This is a genomic window from Numidum massiliense, assembly GCF_001375555.1.
Classification (GTDB): Bacteria; Bacillota; Bacilli; order Thermoactinomycetales; family Novibacillaceae; genus Numidum; species Numidum massiliense.
In genome coordinates this window covers 3,496,691-3,510,387 of record NZ_CTDZ01000009.1, presented here as the reverse complement: position 1 = coordinate 3,510,387, position 13,697 = coordinate 3,496,691, and the positions used below count along the sequence as shown (strand labels likewise).

The 13,697-nt window shown below is 51.2% G+C and carries 16 protein-coding genes and 1 riboswitch; of the genes, 1 reads left to right on the top strand and 15 read right to left on the bottom strand.

Features of this window, described 5'->3' with window-relative positions; genetic code table 11:
- Positions 1 to 2: 2 nt before the first annotated feature.
- The 8 genes from sufU to BN1247_RS16425 all read right to left on the bottom strand — a co-directional run bounded on the left by sufU (position 3) and on the right by BN1247_RS16425 (position 8,203).
- Positions 3 to 431, bottom strand: coding sequence for a Fe-S cluster assembly sulfur transfer protein SufU (sufU, locus tag BN1247_RS16460; RefSeq protein ID WP_054951340.1), 429 nt, complete (start codon positions 429 to 431; stop codon positions 3 to 5).
- Positions 418 to 1,641: a cysteine desulfurase gene (locus tag BN1247_RS16455; protein ID WP_054951339.1), complete on the bottom strand. Its 1,224-nt coding sequence runs from the start codon at positions 1,639 to 1,641 to the stop codon at positions 418 to 420. The genes sufU and BN1247_RS16455 overlap by 14 nt, the downstream gene beginning before the upstream one ends.
- A gap of 1 nt (position 1,642) precedes the next feature.
- Positions 1,643 to 2,953 carry a Fe-S cluster assembly protein SufD gene (gene sufD, locus BN1247_RS16450; protein WP_054951338.1) on the bottom strand — a complete coding sequence of 437 codons (1,311 nt, stop codon included), beginning with the start codon at positions 2,951 to 2,953 and terminating at the stop codon, positions 1,643 to 1,645.
- Between the two features lie 18 nt (positions 2,954 to 2,971).
- Entirely contained in the window at positions 2,972 to 3,760 is a 789-nt protein-coding gene (sufC, locus tag BN1247_RS16445) for a Fe-S cluster assembly ATPase SufC (protein WP_054951337.1), read from the bottom strand.
- A 363-nt stretch (positions 3,761 to 4,123) separates the two neighbouring features.
- Positions 4,124 to 5,455, bottom strand: a complete 1,332-nt coding sequence (locus tag BN1247_RS16440; RefSeq protein WP_054951336.1) for a tetratricopeptide repeat protein — start codon at positions 5,453 to 5,455, stop codon at positions 4,124 to 4,126.
- Between the two features lie 125 nt (positions 5,456 to 5,580).
- Positions 5,581 to 6,444, bottom strand: a complete 864-nt coding sequence (locus BN1247_RS16435) for a MetQ/NlpA family ABC transporter substrate-binding protein (RefSeq protein ID WP_054951335.1) — start codon at positions 6,442 to 6,444, stop codon at positions 5,581 to 5,583.
- A gap of 78 nt (positions 6,445 to 6,522) precedes the next feature.
- Entirely contained in the window at positions 6,523 to 7,185 is a 663-nt protein-coding gene (locus tag BN1247_RS16430; RefSeq protein WP_315969680.1) for a methionine ABC transporter permease, read from the bottom strand.
- Positions 7,169 to 8,203: a methionine ABC transporter ATP-binding protein gene (locus BN1247_RS16425; protein ID WP_054951334.1), complete on the bottom strand. Its 1,035-nt coding sequence runs from the start codon at positions 8,201 to 8,203 to the stop codon at positions 7,169 to 7,171. Before BN1247_RS16425 ends, BN1247_RS16430 begins: the two co-directional genes overlap by 17 nt.
- Positions 8,204 to 8,278: 75 nt before the next feature.
- A riboswitch (SAM riboswitch) is annotated at positions 8,279 to 8,392 on the bottom strand.
- Positions 8,393 to 8,504: 112 nt separating this feature from the next.
- Between BN1247_RS16425 and BN1247_RS16420 the strand changes: the two genes are divergently transcribed.
- Positions 8,505 to 9,005, top strand: coding sequence for a peroxiredoxin family protein (locus BN1247_RS16420; RefSeq protein ID WP_147675271.1), 501 nt, complete (start codon positions 8,505 to 8,507; stop codon positions 9,003 to 9,005).
- A gap of 5 nt (positions 9,006 to 9,010) precedes the next feature.
- Here BN1247_RS16420 and BN1247_RS16415 read toward each other — a convergent pair whose 3' ends face one another.
- The 7 genes from BN1247_RS16415 to BN1247_RS16385 all read right to left on the bottom strand — a co-directional run bounded on the left by BN1247_RS16415 (position 9,011) and on the right by BN1247_RS16385 (position 13,599).
- A complete protein-coding gene (locus BN1247_RS16415; RefSeq protein WP_054951332.1) occupies positions 9,011 to 9,424 on the bottom strand; it encodes a hypothetical protein in 414 nt (137 codons plus the stop codon).
- Between the two features lie 163 nt (positions 9,425 to 9,587).
- Positions 9,588 to 9,977, bottom strand: a complete 390-nt coding sequence (gene gcvH, locus BN1247_RS16410; RefSeq protein WP_054951331.1) for a glycine cleavage system protein GcvH — start codon at positions 9,975 to 9,977, stop codon at positions 9,588 to 9,590.
- 21 nt (positions 9,978 to 9,998) lie between these two features.
- Entirely contained in the window at positions 9,999 to 10,442 is a 444-nt protein-coding gene (locus BN1247_RS16405) for a redoxin domain-containing protein (RefSeq protein ID WP_054951716.1), read from the bottom strand.
- 156 nt (positions 10,443 to 10,598) lie between these two features.
- Positions 10,599 to 11,138 (bottom strand): peroxiredoxin, encoded by a 540-nt coding sequence (locus BN1247_RS16400; RefSeq protein ID WP_054951330.1) that lies wholly within the window; start codon positions 11,136 to 11,138, stop codon positions 10,599 to 10,601.
- A gap of 281 nt (positions 11,139 to 11,419) precedes the next feature.
- Entirely contained in the window at positions 11,420 to 11,767 is a 348-nt protein-coding gene (locus tag BN1247_RS16395; protein WP_054951715.1) for an arsenate reductase family protein, read from the bottom strand.
- A 168-nt stretch (positions 11,768 to 11,935) separates the two neighbouring features.
- Positions 11,936 to 12,508: a glycerol-3-phosphate acyltransferase gene (locus BN1247_RS16390; protein WP_054951329.1), complete on the bottom strand. Its 573-nt coding sequence runs from the start codon at positions 12,506 to 12,508 to the stop codon at positions 11,936 to 11,938.
- A gap of 65 nt (positions 12,509 to 12,573) precedes the next feature.
- The gene (locus tag BN1247_RS16385; protein WP_054951328.1) at positions 12,574 to 13,599 is read right to left on the bottom strand and encodes an ABC transporter substrate-binding protein; all 1,026 of its coding nucleotides are present in this window, start codon (positions 13,597 to 13,599) and stop codon (positions 12,574 to 12,576) included.
- Positions 13,600 to 13,697 lie beyond the last annotated feature (98 nt).

Sequence of the window (13,697 nt, the reverse complement as noted above, 5' to 3'; positions counted from 1 at the left end):
CCTTAACGATTAGTTTGGCGCGCGCGTTCTAACGCCTTCCAGGCGAGAGTCGCACACTTAATGCGGGCGGGGAATTTGCACACCCCTTGTAGTGCTTCGATGTCTTCGAGTGGAAACTCGTCGACGTCGATGTCCTCCCCTTGCATCATTTGCGAAAAAAGCTCTGACAGGTGCAGCGCCTCTTCGACGCGCATCCCTTTGACCGCTTCGGTCATCATCGAGGCAGAGGCGAGACTGATTGAGCAGCCGTCGCCGATAAATTTTGCATCTTCAATTATATCATTTTCTACGCGCATTTGCAGCGTAATGCGGTCGCCACACGTCGGGTTGTTCAATTCGACGGAGAGGGCATCTTCGCCGAGCGACCCGTGGTTGCGCGGTTTTTGATAATGATCCATGATGACACGGCGGTATAAATCATCCAAAGACATGACCGAAAAACTCCTTTGCCGTTAAAAGTCCGCGCACGAGGCGGTCGACGTCTTCTTCGGTGTTGTATAAATAGAAACTCGCCCGTGCCGTCGCCGTTTGCTTCAGCCAGCGCATTAACGGTTGTGCACAGTGGTGTCCGGCACGGACGGCAATACCTTCTGAATCGAGTACCGTGGCCACATCGTGCGGATGGACGTTCGTTAAGTTAAACGTGACTAGGCCGACGCGCTCCTCGGGACCGTACACTTCGAGGCCGTCAATCTGCCGCAACTGATCCAGCGCATACGTCGCGAGTTTATTCTCGTGTGCTTCGATTTCTGCAAGGCCGATCTCTTCGATGAAATCGATCGCCGCCCCCAGTCCAACGGCTCCAGCGATAATCGGCGTGCCGCCTTCAAATTTCCACGGCAGTTCTTTCCACGTCGAGTCGTACAACTCGACAGTGTCGATCATTTCTCCCCCGAACTCGTACGGCTCCATCTGTTCCAACAACTGCTGCTTACCGTACAACACGCCAATGCCTGTCGGCGCACCCATTTTGTGTCCGGAAAAAGCGAAGAAGTCGCAATCGAGATCCTGCACGTCGATGGCCATGTGCGGCGTACTTTGTGCTCCGTCAACGACGATGACGGCACCGCGATCGTGGGCGATGCGGGCGATGTCTTTAATCGGGTTAATTGTGCCGAGGACGTTGGAGACGTGGGCGATCGCGACGATTTTCGTTCGTTCGCCAACCGTCGCCTCTACATCGCTTAACGCGATCGTCCCGTCTTCTTGCAGCGGAATGTACTTTAACGTCGCTCCCGTCGCCTTCGCCGCTTGTTGCCATGGGATTAAGTTACCGTGGTGCTCCATCTCGGTAAGGACGATCTCGTCTCCCACTTGCAGGACTTCTCGCGCATAGCACGTCGCCACGATGTTTATACTCGTCGTCGTCCCGCGCGTAAAGATCGTTTCTTTCGTCGAGCGCGCATTAATAAAGCGGCGCACTTTTTCCCGTGCCCCTTCGTACATGTCCGTTGCCCGCGCGGCGAGAGTATGGACGCCGCGGTGCACGTTAGCGTTGGCAAACTCGTAATAGTGGTCGACAGCTTCCAGTACGGATCGCGGCTTTTGCGCCGTAGCCGCACTGTCGAGGTAAACGAGCGGGTGGCCGTTAATTTGTTGCTCAAAAATCGGAAACTGTTTACGCACTTCGCGGGCATCCATATTATCGCAACTTCCTTTCGATCACCCGTTGCAAATGATCGATGACACCGGGAATTGGTATTTCCGCGAGGAGTGGATTGAGGAATCCGTATACGATCAGCCGCTCCGCATCGGCTTTGGAAATACCGCGCGACATCAAATAATAAATTTGCAGCGGATCGATTTGTCCAGCACTTGCCGCGTGACCGGCAATGACGTCGTTTTCCTCGATTAACAAGATCGGGTTGGCGTCGCCACGCGCCTTTTCATCTAACATTAACACCCGTCCGGTTTGCTCCCCGTCCGACTTGGAGGCGCCTTTCTCGATCTTCGTCACACTGTTTACGATACCGGTCGCCTCGTCTTTCATGACGACGCGGGCAAGGATGTTACTTTCGGAATGTTTCCCTTCATGGCGGATGCGCGACGTCATATTCGACGTTTGCTTCCCGGAGCCGACCGCTAACGTTTTAACGACCGAGCTACTTCCTTGTCCCGCGAGTAGCGAGTCGTTATCGGAAATGGTGTCGCCGTTGTTCAGCTCGCCCAAGATCCATTCGACGTGGGCGTCGCGTCCGACGACCGCGCGGCGGTATGACACGTCGCGCACGCCAGCCCCGTAATGGTGCAATGTCGCATACTGCACGTGTGCGCCGTCACCGGCAAAAATTTCTGTTACACCGTTGTGAACGACGTCGCTCACTTCGTCGTCGCCTAAATAGTTGTCGACGAACGTTACTTTACTGTTTGCTTCGGCGACGATGAGGACGTGGGGCAATACGCCGACTCCCGGGCGGTCGGTCCAGAAGAGCGATTGAATCGGGAGTGACACTTCGACGTTTTTCGGTACGTACAAGAAGACGCCACCGCTCCACAGCGCCCCGTGCAGCGCGGTTAATCGATGCTCATCAGCGCGGACAGCTTCGCTCATGAAGTACTTTTGCATAAGCGCCCCATGTTCCGTGAGTGCGCTGTGTAAGTCGGTGAGAATGACTCCTTGCGCCGCAACTTCTGGCGCTAATTCGCTGTAGACGACGGATGAATGGTGCTGCACGACGAGGTTCCGCACGCCTTCCTCCCGTCCGACAAACGTACGAATAGCTTCCGGCAACTGCGCGAACTCGGACACGACGGTTTCCGCCGTATACGGCGCAAACTTCGTCAAGTTCCAAAAGCGAATCGACGTTTTATCCGGCTTAGGCAACGGGAGCTCTGACGCCAGCTCTAGAGCTTGTAAACGACGCTCGAGCATCCATGCCGGTTCATTGTTTTTTTGCGACAACTCGGTGACGACTTCGCGGTCAAACAACAAGTCTGACGTATTTACTGGCATCTTTGACATCCCTCCTACTTAAGCCTCTTGGCCGACTGTTTCGTCTTTAATGCCGAGTTCTTCTTTGACCCATTCGTAACCTTCCGCTTCTAAGCGCTCAGCCAACTCCGGTCCACCCGATTTTACGATACGACCTTGCATCATCACGTGCACGAAGTCCGGTTTAATGTAGTTCAACAACCGCTGGTAGTGGGTAATAATTAACACGCCGTTGTTTGGGCTGCGCATGTCGTTAACGCCTTTGGCCACTACTTTCAACGCGTCGATGTCGAGTCCCGAATCGATCTCGTCGAGAATAGAAATGCGCGGCTCTAACATCATCATTTGCAATATTTCGTTCCGTTTCTTCTCCCCGCCGGAAAATCCTTCGTTTAAGTAACGTTCCGCAAACACCGGGTCGATATCCAACGCTTCCATCTTCTTGTCAAGCTGGCGGATAAACTTCATGATCGATACTTCATTACCTTCACCGCGCTGTGCGTTGACGGCACTGCGTAAAAAGTCGGCGTTCGTCACGCCACTAATTTCACTCGGGTATTGCATGGCGAGGAAAATCCCCTTGCGCGCCCGCTCGTCCACTTCCATGTCTAGAACATCTTCGCCGTCGAGCGTAACGGCGCCTTGTGTCACTTCGTATTTAGGGTGACCCATTAACGCAGAGGCGAGCGTACTTTTACCGGTGCCGTTCGGCCCCATGATCGCATGGATTTCGCCGCCCTTAACTTCTAAGTTGACACCTTTAAGGATGTGCTTATCTTCAATAGAGACGTGCAAGTCGTCTACTGTTAACTTAGGGATGTTTGACATGTGGCATTCCTCCAGTGTAGTTGCTATATTTAAAGGCCGTGTTTTAAAAGCCGCCGTTGCTTTCTCAGTTTATAATCATTCTTAATGTATTCTCATTGTAAAGTATACCATACTCGCCAAAGAAGTAACACCGTATAAGGAACTTTAATGATGTTTCAACAGTACGAACTGTCGGTCATTCTCAATTAACCGTATAGGGGAAGGCATAAGTGGCGGTGCCCCTCCTTATCGCGCAAAGTTATCGCGCAGAGTTATACGTCTCATATGTACGAGGGAAATTGATTGGACATAAAACGGCGATCCCCGGTTGCTGTTTCAGCGCACGGGGATCGCGTAGACGTAGGCGGTCAATTGACCTGCGACTTAGCGGGCTTCTTTGTTCAATACTGTCTCGACGTAGAACAAATGCTGCAGTTCCCTTAGATGCTTCTCGTTGTTTCCTACCCCGCTATAGTATTTTGCCAACAAAAAGTGGAATTCCTTTTTCATACGATACTGTTTCAATTCGTCGGCGAGGCGAATCCCTTCTTGACAGTAGTCGACTGTCTTTTCTGATTTTTGACACAGGGCAGTATTTGCACAGAGCAGTAAGAGGCGAAAACGGTCGAACGGCGACGGAACTTTCTTCATTAAGTCGAGCGCCTTATCGGCACAAAGTGCCGCCCGGTCATAATCGCCAGTCGCTAAATATACTTCCCCGTACGATCTGTACACGTGCGCCATCATCTGTTGATCTTTCGTTACGTGGCACAGCTCCCGTACAATTTTGTAATAGCGGATCGCCTCTTCGTACTGTTCCGCACAATAATAGTTGTCCCCCATATTAATATAGAGGTGACAGGCGAGATCATTGTTCGGATAAAGTGTGCGCGACACGTTAATTGCCTTCTTGAAAAACGGAATCGCTTCTTGATACATTTCTTGCTTCTTCAAAATATTTCCTTCCATATAAAAGGTCATCGCCAACGTACGCATATCGTTCGTCTGTTCGCTTATTTTCTTTGCTTTGCTAATATATTTTAACGCTGGCGCATACGCTTCCGCACGGTAGTGATAAACGCCGATGTTATAGTTGATGCGCCCTTCTAAGTACGGCTTATCGCCACCTAGATGAAAGGCGTCCAAGGCCCAATCACTGTAGCGCAACGCTTGTTCTGTATCTTGGTCGCGGTAAAAGACGATCTGCCCCCACAAGTAGTACGCTTCCGCTTCGATGTTCGTTTTCGCGTCGATGGCACACTCTTTGACGAGGCGAACAACCTTCTTTAAGATGCGCTCGGTACGATCCCAATGCTGCCGATAAAGGTATAAATTGGCCTTAGTTAGTTGCAAATGGGCGGAAAAGTGCGCATTTTCATCGATAATGTCTTGTTTCTCTAAGGCCATAATGCGCTCGCGCGCTAGGTCGAAAAGTTTCAGTTCGACCAGGTGCGCAATGTTGACGAGTTCGAGCTCGACGTGCTCCTTTTCCACTGCTCCCGACTGTTTCATCTTGGCGATCGTCTGCTCATCTAGTCCCAATTGGTCGAGGAGATAAGTAATCTTCTCATCGCTCACATTGTGCGTAATGCCGCGCTCAATGTTACTGATGGTCGGGACAGAAATATTATCTCCTGCCAGATCGTTCAAGGTTAGGCCGAGTTCCTTTCTCTTTTTACGAATAATATTGCCAAGTTCGATTCGTTCGATCGACATGCTGCATCCCTGCCTTCTGATGTTGATTACTATACACTTCGACAAGAGGTTTAAAAATCCCTGCTGGGAATTTTTTATGACCGCACAAAAAATGCGTTCTGGTGCTTCACGCATTGTCCGCGCAATTATTTATTTGTAAACGCTGGGACAACGGCGCCTTCATACTTCTCTTCAATAAATTTTTTTACGTCGTCCGAGGTCAATACCTTGACGAGTGTTTCAATTTCCGGCTTCTTCTCATCTCCTGCGTTTACCGCTAACACATTGACGTAAGGGGAGCGCGCATCCTCGATAAACAAAGCATCCTTCGTCGGGTTCAAGTCGGCTTGCAAGGCGTAGTTCGTATTAATGACAGCAAAGTCAACATCTTGCAGCGTTCGCGGCAGCATCGCATTTTCTACTTCTTTAAACTTAAGGTTTTTCGGGTTTTCGGCGATGTCTGCCAACTTCTTGTTGCCGTCTCCCGCTTTCAATTTGATCAGCCCGTTCGCTTCCAGTAGCAAGAGCACTCGGTGCGTTTCCGCCGTCGCGTTCGGAATCGCTACTGTCGCCCCGTCGGGAATGTTGTCCACCGAATCGTGTGTTTCCGAGTAGGCACCGATCGGTTCGATGTGTACGCCGACGGCGTCGACGAGCTTCCAACCGTTTTCTTCGTTCGCTGTTTCCATCCACGGTTTATGCTGGAAGTAGTTGGCGTCCAACTCTCCTTCAGCGAGCGTCTTATTCGGTAAGACGTAGTCTTGGAACACTTTAACGTCTAACGCGATCCCTTCCTTTTCGAGCGCCGGCTTAATGTGTTCCAAAATTTCCGCATGGGGTACAGCTGAAGCGCCTACTGTTAGCTTAACCGGTTCTTTCTTAACCGGTTCTTTCGCTCCCTGGTTACCTCCAGCGTCACCGTCTTTCCCCGTTTCGTTTGCCGCTGAACCGCAGGCGGCGACAGCGAGCGTGAGTATCGTTACTAATAGTACGTTAAACAGCTTTTTCACCTATTTCTCTCCTCCTAAAATTACAAAATATTTATTGCTCCCGGGCTAAGGAAGCCTGGGCGAACCACGAATGTCGGTTTACCGCTTATCGATTTTTTTCACGAGGCGGTCACCGAGCACTTGAATGAGTTGTACCATGATGACGAGAATCGCTGTGGCGACGATCATAACATCCGTTTGAAACGATTGAAACCCGTAGCGGTAGGCGAGGTCACCTAAACCGCCGCCGCCGATTAATCCGGTAATGGCTGTGTAGCCGATGAGCGTAATACACGTGACGGTAAGGCCGGAAACGATACCCGGCAACGCTTCGGGAAGGAGTACTTTGCGCACAATTTGTCGGCGCGACGCCCCCATCGCTCGCGCTGCCTCGACGACCCCTTTTCCGACCTCGCGCAACGACGTTTCGACGAGTCGCGCATAGAACGGTGCGGCACCGACGATAAGCGACACGCAAGCGGCTGTCGGGCCGAGCGAGTTACCGACGATGACACGTGCCACCGGGAGCATCCAGACGGCTAACACGATAAACGGCACAGAGCGGAACAAGTTGACAAAGACCCCGACGATGCGCTGCAGCAACGGCAATGGACGAATCCCGTTCACGTCAGTTGCGACGAGTAAGATCCCGAGCGGCACTCCGAGGAGCGCCGTGAAAAAAGTAGAAATAAACACCATGTATACCGTATCGACGGTCGCTTCGAGCATAAGATCCCACTGCACATTAGGCAGGAGTGCCACGCTTTACCACCTCCACTTCGATGTCGCTGTCGCGCAAGTAACGTACAACGCGCGCGAGTAGCTCCTCCGGGGCGTCAAGTTGTACGTAAAGCGTGCCGTAAGATGCCCCTTGCACACGATGCAACTGTCCTGCCAAAATGTTTAAGTCGACGTCACATTCGCGGATACAGCGGCTAATGACCGGCTGTGTCGCTCCCGATCCGGGAAACGTACACTTGAGGATAGCGCCAGCCGTCACTTCCTCTAGCAACACGTCCAGCGATTCATCCGCCCCTTGTGCCCCGACACTTTCTTGCACAAATTGCCGCGTAATCGCCGTCTGTGGCCGGCGAAACAGTGCGGCGACGGGTCCGCTCTCCACGATTTTGCCGTGATCCATCACCGCGACGCGATGACATATTTTACGGATGACGTCCATTTCATGCGTAATGAGTACGATCGTTAAGCCGAATTGGCGATTAATTTTTTGTAGTAACTGTAAAATGTCTTCGGTCGTTTTCGGGTCTAAGGCAGACGTCGCTTCGTCGCACAAGAGCACTTTTGGATCGCCCGCCAGCGCCCGTGCGATCCCGACGCGTTGCTTTTGGCCACCGGACAGCTGTGCCGGATATGCGTCTCTTCGGTCACTTAATCCAACTACTTCCAACAAATGCTGCACTTTGTCCGCAGCTGTCTGCTTGTCTAATCCCGCAATTTCGAGTGGAAAGCGCACATTTTCTGCAACAGTACGCGACCAAAGCAAATTAAATTGTTGGAAAATCATGCCGATCTCTTGCCGCGCTAGGCGCAAGTCTCGCGCCGACAACTCCGTTAACACACGATCCCCGACGATAACCTTCCCTTCCGTCGGCGGCTCGAGCAAATTAATCGTGCGGATGAGGGTGCTTTTGCCAGCGCCACTGTAACCGATCACGCCGAATATTTCCCCCGGCTCAACGGTCAAATTGACCCCGTCGACCGCGCGAATTTCACTGTGCCGCGTTGGAAAATGTTTGCGGATCCCACTTAGTCGAATCAACCGCCATCCCCCCTATAAAACATAAAAAGTCCTCTCCGCAGACGGGAAAGGACTTGCCTCAACAAGATCCGTTCTCTCTCATCTGCCAGGCACAGCGCCTGAAGGAATTGGCACCTTTTTTCACACGCCGCGCGTGAAAATGGTTGCCGGGTTTCATCGGGCCTTTCCCTCCACCTCTCTGGATAAGAGAATCCAAAGGTTATGCAATTATTCGTGATTGTAACATGCCGACCAAAATAGCACAACTGTATTTTTGCGGCAATTTTTGTTTCCGTTGAAGTCACGCTGTTTTCACGATAAGATGGGTACTAACCGATTAGGTCGGACATATCGCACAGGGGAGGTGCTACCGATCGAACGTGCACCCGATTTTTGCTTGCCGACTCTGCAAGACGCACAAATAGAAGTATGCTTATCCGCTTTTCGCGGCAAAAGTTTGCTCCTCGCGTTCTGGGTCAGTTGGTGCCCGGACTGCCATGCGCAATTGCCAAAAATGGAAGTGTTTCACCGCTCCCTCGCGAATGACGGCAGCTCCTTCATTCGCGAAGCAGCTGCCATCGTTACCGTTAACGTCACTGGTCGCGAACGACACGTGGACGACGCGATCCCATTTCTTAAGGACAATGCGTTCACGTTACCTGTGCTGAGTGATCGCGGCAGGGAAACGTACGACGCTTTCGGACTCACTTCGGTGCCATCGTGGGTTGTGATTGACGCCCGAGGGATGATCGTCGGCCGTTACGGCGCAGACGTGCCGTTTATCCACGTACTGGAAACGTTCAGTACCACTATAAGCGGCTAAGCGAATCACACGTTCTCCCCTTGTCGGTAACGGGCGAGCCCAGCAGTAAACACTTTCAACCGTTTGACTAGCGTATCTTGCCATTCGCGGTCACCGATATATTTTGCGAAACCGTATAAATCAAGGGCATTGTCGATTTGTTCTGTTAATAATTGCTCTGGATTACCGCGCTCGACCGAAATACAGTTACTCAGTATGTCATCACTTGGCTCGGTGACGTGCTCTCTAAAATCAACGTGCTTCGCGCCATCCCCTAGCGCATGATCGACGAGTAAATCGAACGGTTCTTTAACGGAGTGATGGACGTCTACTTTGTGACAGACAGGGCAAAACAAAAAGGGAACGCCGTCGACAAGGACCTGTTTGCTTTTGATCGCGCCTACAGCACCAATCATACTCGCTCCACAGCAAAAACTCATAGGCTATCCCTCCGTTAAGATAGATAAAGAGCTTTCACCTATTGTACCACACTTGTCAACCGTGTTTGCGGTGCATGGAACAGGTGAAAGCTCTCACAGCAACATTGCCATTAATAGCTATCCGGATATATCCTTAGAACGCGAGTCGAATGTCGACAGTTTTTTATTCGTCTTCCTTAAACGTCTCTTCGTACTTCTCCGCCGACCAGAGGTCACCCAGTTCAGCCGCATTCGACAGCTCGACGACGACCATCCACGCCTTTTCGTACGGGGACTCGTTCACCAGTTCTGGTGAATCGTCTAACTCACCGTTTACTTCGACCACTTTACCGGAGACGGGAGCATACAGTTCAGAAACAGTTTTCACCGACTCGACACTACCGAACGGTTCGTTCGCTTCGACTTCGTCACCCACTTCCGGCAACTCGACGAAGACGATGTCACCGAGCTCGGATTGTGCAAAATCGGTAATGCCGATTCGTACGCGGTTGTTCCCTTCTTCCTTTACCCATTCGTGTTCTTGGCTGTACTTTAACTCTTTTGGTAAGTTCATACTTCAAATCCTCCGTAGCGTTTATTTTATGTCTAACACGCGCTTCAGGCGTTGTTCGACCATGTGTAATCCTTTTTCTCCCGCTTGAAAGTGCCGTAATTTCCCCTCTTGGTCAAACAAATAGTAAGCCGGGACGTATTCGTTTTGGAATGCGTCGACGACACTGTGCGTGTTATCGATCATTTGCGGGTGAATGAGTTCGTATTTTTCGATCGCTTCTTTGACCGGTGCGATTTCGGTATCTTTTTCGGAACGCGGCATATGCACGCCGACCACTTTCAAGTTGTGTTCTTTGTATTTTTCGCGCCATTCATTCACGTCGGGCAAGGTCTGTTTACATACGCCACAGCTAATCGACCAGAAGTGAACGAGTACCGGATGACCTTGTAAGTCTTCTTTGGTCACCTCACCGTTCACCCATTCAGTGACGTTTTTAAACTCGGGCATGTCGGAGCGTAAGCGCAACGCCATCGTAATTTCCTCCTTATGTGTAATTATAAACCGTTTTTGCTGGCATTTCCAAGTTAAATGTGATTTTGTCTCATATACGTAAAAAAGGACAGCGAAGGCGAAGGGATTGAATAAAACCCTCCGCCCTCTTCCTCTATATTGTCTCCAAAATTATAGCGTCTTTTGACCCGGTTTCCAGTTGGCCGGGCACAGGCCACCCGTTTGCAGTGCTTGCAGCACGCGCAACGTTTCGTCGACACTGCGACCGATATTTTCGTCGTTGACGACTTGGTAGCGCAGGATGCCTTCCGGATCGATAATGAACAGTCCTCTGAGCGCCACACCTCTATCTTCAATGAGCACCCCGTAATCGCGGCTTACTTGGTGCGTCGTGTCCGCAGCTAACGGGAAGTTAATGTCGCCGATCCCGTTGTCGTCGCGGGATACGTTCATCCACGCGCGGTGCGAGAATTTGCTATCTGTGCTCACGCCGAGAATTTCAGTGTCCAACGCCTTAAACTCGTCGGCTCGGTCACTCAATGCCGTAATTTCGGTAGGACATACAAACGTAAAGTCTAACGGATAAAAGAACAGGACTAACCATTTGCCTTTGTAGTCAGATAGACGTACGGGTGTTTCGAGGTTTTCTAAGTCCTTCGTGCTCTCCATTTCAAAATCTGGTGCTGGTAAACCAACTAAACGTTTGCTCATATGTAGCCCTCCTAATAATATTTCTCTCCTACCTACAGTAAACCAACGTAAACCAACGCGGACAACCATTAATACTTTACCCTAACGTCAGGTGCGTTAAACGTAAAAAAAAGCTTGTCTCTACGTCGTTTCTGCCAGGCAGGAGAACCAACTGAATGGCTTATTCTTAAGATAGCACGACTGAGGATTAAAGTCAATACTATTTTATAATGATTATAATAAGGTAACCATTCTCAGTCGGAAGCCGCATATTTGGCTAGGTAAAACGGTTGCAAATCGCGTTAAACCAACCACATCTCCTTGAAAGTCTCTTCGTTAAAACCGACAGTCACTTTCACGCCATCGGTTACAATCGGGCGCTTAATTAACATGCCGTGCGCGGCTAATAACTCTAACAGCTCATCTTCGCTAAGCACGTTTACCTTTTCTTTCATGTTAAGTTCCCGGTACAATTTGCCCGACGTATTGAAAAATTTCTTCAGCGGCAAGCCACTTTTGGCGACTAACTCGGCGAGCTCAGGCTTAGACGGCGGTTGCTGGACGATCTGTTGCGTCGTATAGGCAACGCTGTGTGCGTCGAGAAACTTTTTTGCCTTGCGGCACGTCCCGCACCGCGGATACTCATACATTTTTAGTTTACTCAATGAGAAAGCCTCCCTGTCAACTTGTCCAATTTACGCGGCAAAACGTACTTCCATTGTATACGGAAAAAAGAAAAGTCGCCAACCGTTGACGATAGGCGACACTACTCCGTCACTTTTTCACCGCAGGTCAACTTTAACTCGAACAAATACCCCTCATCGCAACCAGCGACGAATAGGATAAACCGGCTCTTTTCCCCTCATAAAGCGGGCATAGCTGTTGCGGTGTAAATAAAGGACACCCAAACCTAATAGTAAGATGACAACGAGAATAAACCAAGACGGCCGTATGAAAAAACTGAGAATCATGACCACGACCGTACTGAGCGCTGTCGAGAGGGACAAGTATTGGGTAAAGTACAACACGAGCACGAAGGTGACCACTCCCGCTAACAGCAGTAACGGGCTAAGGATTAGCAACGAACCAGCCGCCGTCCCTGTCGTTCGCGCACCTGGTGTCGCCGCGACCGACGGCGGAAACACGCCGCCAGCGTTCACGGCTACGGCAGCCGTACACGCGCCGCCCCAACCGGCGACGAATAGACCGATTAACGTCGCGGCTACCCCCTTCAAAAAATCGAGACCTGCTACCGTAAAGCGCTGTGAGGACGGGACGTAGTGACGTGACAACCGCGCACGCCCTAACCTCCCTTGCCGTACATTGAGCAATAGTGCAGATGGGGTCACCCCTAACGCGTACGAAAACAAGGCTAGAATTAAATAACTCATCACTTCCCCCCCCCTATAATAAGGGCTTTATACAACCATTGTATGTCCGGGGAGCGAGATCATGATTAGGGGGCATCGGGGAAACTGACGGCAAGGTAATGAGCGATGAGGGGCGAAAGTTGCACCATTTCATCCGGGTGCAGACGCGAAGCCGGTCCGGTTGAAGCGAGTGCTTCGTGCATGCGCGCGGTCGCTAGGTCACTCCGATTTTGTTCACGCAGCATAAAATCGATGAATTGCTCTGCTTCCTTTTTCTTTTCTGTGCCCCTCAATATACCGATCCCAGTCGTAACGTTGAGCGGCTCGCCGTTGTCGGCAACGAGCGGCTGTATGCGAAGTGCCGCGTCTTTTGTATGTTTCGCGTCTTTCCGCTGTTTGCTCATGTGGCGCAACGCCTGTTCACTCGTCGACAACAGTAACGGTACTTTTTCCTCCAACACGAGTGCCGCGCCCGGCGGGTCTTCCTTGGCGAAATAAACGTTCCATTCTTTGAGCCCGCTAAAAAAACTTTGCATCCCAAACTCACCTTGGACTGGGACGATCGCCGCACCTGCGCTCGTCCAAAGTGACGAAGAAGGTGCGGGCACGCCAATCTTACCTTTATGTGCAAACTGCTCGAGTTGATCAAGCGTCTTTGGCACCTTGTCATCGGAAAGTTTCGCCGGCTTATATAATAATGCGAGCCGTCGCTCGGTTAGTCCGTACCACAATCCGTCACTGTCTTTCGCTGTACTCGGGATTTTTGCCGCATGGGGCGAGCGATATGCCTCAAAAGCGCCGCGCCCGGCCAAGACGGCTAAGTCGAGCGCATTGTCGCTCCAAAACAGATCGGCCTGTGGTTGCCCTTTATGTTGTAGCACTTGACGCACAAAGTCGCGTTCGTCGCCAAATTGGGGTTGCACCGCGATGCCCGTCGCCTCGGTAAACGCTTGGAACGCCTTGAGGGGAAATTGTTCGCCCGCAATCCATACGCGCACGGTACCACCGCCCGTACTTTCGGTTGTCGCTACTTGGGATTCGGCTTGTCCAAACGTACAACCGCCTAACATGACCGTTAGCCATACACAAGCAAACAGTGCTGCTCTCTTCACGACAATCCTCTCCGTCTCTATGTCGGCAATATTATTGAGAATAGGAAACAGCAGTCCCTTAATGGGGAAGCCTCAGTCCATGATGGGGAAGCCTCAGT

Excerpts from the sequence above, each read along its gene's own strand:
- sufU (WP_054951340.1), bottom strand. The coding sequence starts at position 431 with ATGTCTTTGGATGATTTATACCGCCGTGTCATCATGGATCATTATCAA.
- BN1247_RS16455 (WP_054951339.1), bottom strand. The coding sequence starts at position 1,641 with ATGGATGCCCGCGAAGTGCGTAAACAGTTTCCGATTTTTGAGCAACAA.
- sufD (WP_054951338.1), bottom strand. The coding sequence starts at position 2,953 with ATGCCAGTAAATACGTCAGACTTGTTGTTTGACCGCGAAGTCGTCACC.
- sufC (WP_054951337.1), bottom strand. The coding sequence starts at position 3,760 with ATGTCAAACATCCCTAAGTTAACAGTAGACGACTTGCACGTCTCTATT.
- BN1247_RS16440 (WP_054951336.1), bottom strand. The coding sequence starts at position 5,455 with ATGTCGATCGAACGAATCGAACTTGGCAATATTATTCGTAAAAAGAGA.
- BN1247_RS16420 (WP_147675271.1), top strand. The coding sequence starts at position 8,505 with ATGGGTACTAACCGATTAGGTCGGACATATCGCACAGGGGAGGTGCTA.
- BN1247_RS16415 (WP_054951332.1), bottom strand. The coding sequence starts at position 9,424 with ATGAGTTTTTGCTGTGGAGCGAGTATGATTGGTGCTGTAGGCGCGATC.
- gcvH (WP_054951331.1), bottom strand. The coding sequence starts at position 9,977 with ATGAACTTACCAAAAGAGTTAAAGTACAGCCAAGAACACGAATGGGTA.
- BN1247_RS16400 (WP_054951330.1), bottom strand. The coding sequence starts at position 11,138 with ATGAGCAAACGTTTAGTTGGTTTACCAGCACCAGATTTTGAAATGGAG.
- BN1247_RS16395 (WP_054951715.1), bottom strand. The coding sequence starts at position 11,767 with ATGTATGAGTATCCGCGGTGCGGGACGTGCCGCAAGGCAAAAAAGTTT.
- BN1247_RS16390 (WP_054951329.1), bottom strand. The coding sequence starts at position 12,508 with ATGAGTTATTTAATTCTAGCCTTGTTTTCGTACGCGTTAGGGGTGACC.